At 37.1% G+C, this 1,209-nt stretch carries 2 protein-coding genes; both read left to right on the top strand.

The window, feature by feature from the left end; translation table 11 throughout:
- The coding region (locus E1163_RS30840; RefSeq protein ID WP_221417875.1) for a hypothetical protein at positions 1-495 on the top strand (495 nt) is incomplete at its 5' end.
- Between the two features lie 108 nt (positions 496-603).
- Positions 604-1,209: hypothetical protein (locus E1163_RS00380; protein WP_221417874.1), on the top strand; the 606-nt coding region annotated here is incomplete at its 3' end.

Here is a 1,209-nt window from a genome sequence, read left to right as displayed (position 1 = left end):
ACAATTCATTCACAACATTCTATATTAGGACACTTTCCTGTTTGGATGAATGGTGAAAGGTTGGAAATTCCTGGCAGAATATACTGGGAGGAGCATAGACTTATGGAGTCCAAATCTCTAAATACTGAACAACTACTGGCCCTATCTTGTATTTTAACCAGACACCATAACGGCTATATACGCCAGAAGCATCTCCAGTATATAATTGATAGTAATTTAGATTGGACAATCCCTTATATAGTGCAGTTGTTAGGCGAATACATCATTGAAATTATTCAGGTTTTATATACCCGATTTGATCAAATAAATAAAAGCAATCTTAAACGGTTTATTCAGGACAACTCTTTTTTCTGGGATTTAACTAAAAGCAGAGTGATAAGCTACTGGGATTGTTATTACAGAAAGAAAAGTCCCGGTCAGGTAACAGGCTTCCTTAAAAATGATTATCCTGGCTTTAAAGTCATTGACAAAATAGAAGGGCTTCTAAATATATAGATCGTTTAACAAAATTGCTTCCTCCTACCGTAACGGTCTAACCGGCCTGATTCTCACTCTGAAATAAAAATTGTATCTTGTAATAATGCTCTTATTTAACGACAAGATATGAAACCATACCTTTTTCTATTCGCTGTTACATTCACCTTTAGCTGCACGAGGGTATATTTTGAGCAACCCCAGCCACAGGGATTTAAAGCTTTATCAGCTTTCCCGGAAGCTATAAGAGGTGCTTACCTGGTTGATAAAGACACTTTCTATATTAAGGAGCATGAATTTACTTATATGGACCTCTTTGATAGGTCTATCACTCAGGCCGAAATCAACACTTCCCCTTCTGTTACAATCAGGGACAGTCTCATTTACGATAAATCTTCACTAGATAAAATGGGGTTTAAGTACCATATAACTAATGATACGCTCCACTATAAGGTTGCACTCCGGGTATCTCAGGTACTTTCAGATTCGCTGGTACTCAAAGCCTACGATCGTTTTTGGGTACTCAATGAAAGAGAAGACAGCAAAAAAGTTTGGAACGCCTATCTCATAGAGAAGTTTGAAAACGGGGATATCTGTATCTGGTCAACGGGAAATTTTAAAACTGAAACTAATCGTGACAGGAAGATCAAATATGAAGCTGAACTAAAAGATTTTTACAAAATCACAGAATTTATCAAAATCGGTGAGGACGAGTACCTGATCAATCCAAGCAGC

This window comes from Fulvivirga kasyanovii, from assembly GCF_009711405.1.
GTDB classification, from domain to species: domain Bacteria; phylum Bacteroidota; class Bacteroidia; order Cytophagales; family Cyclobacteriaceae; genus Fulvivirga; species Fulvivirga kasyanovii.
Note: the sequence above shows the minus strand (reverse complement) of the source record. Positions and strands in the feature narration are given on the sequence as shown.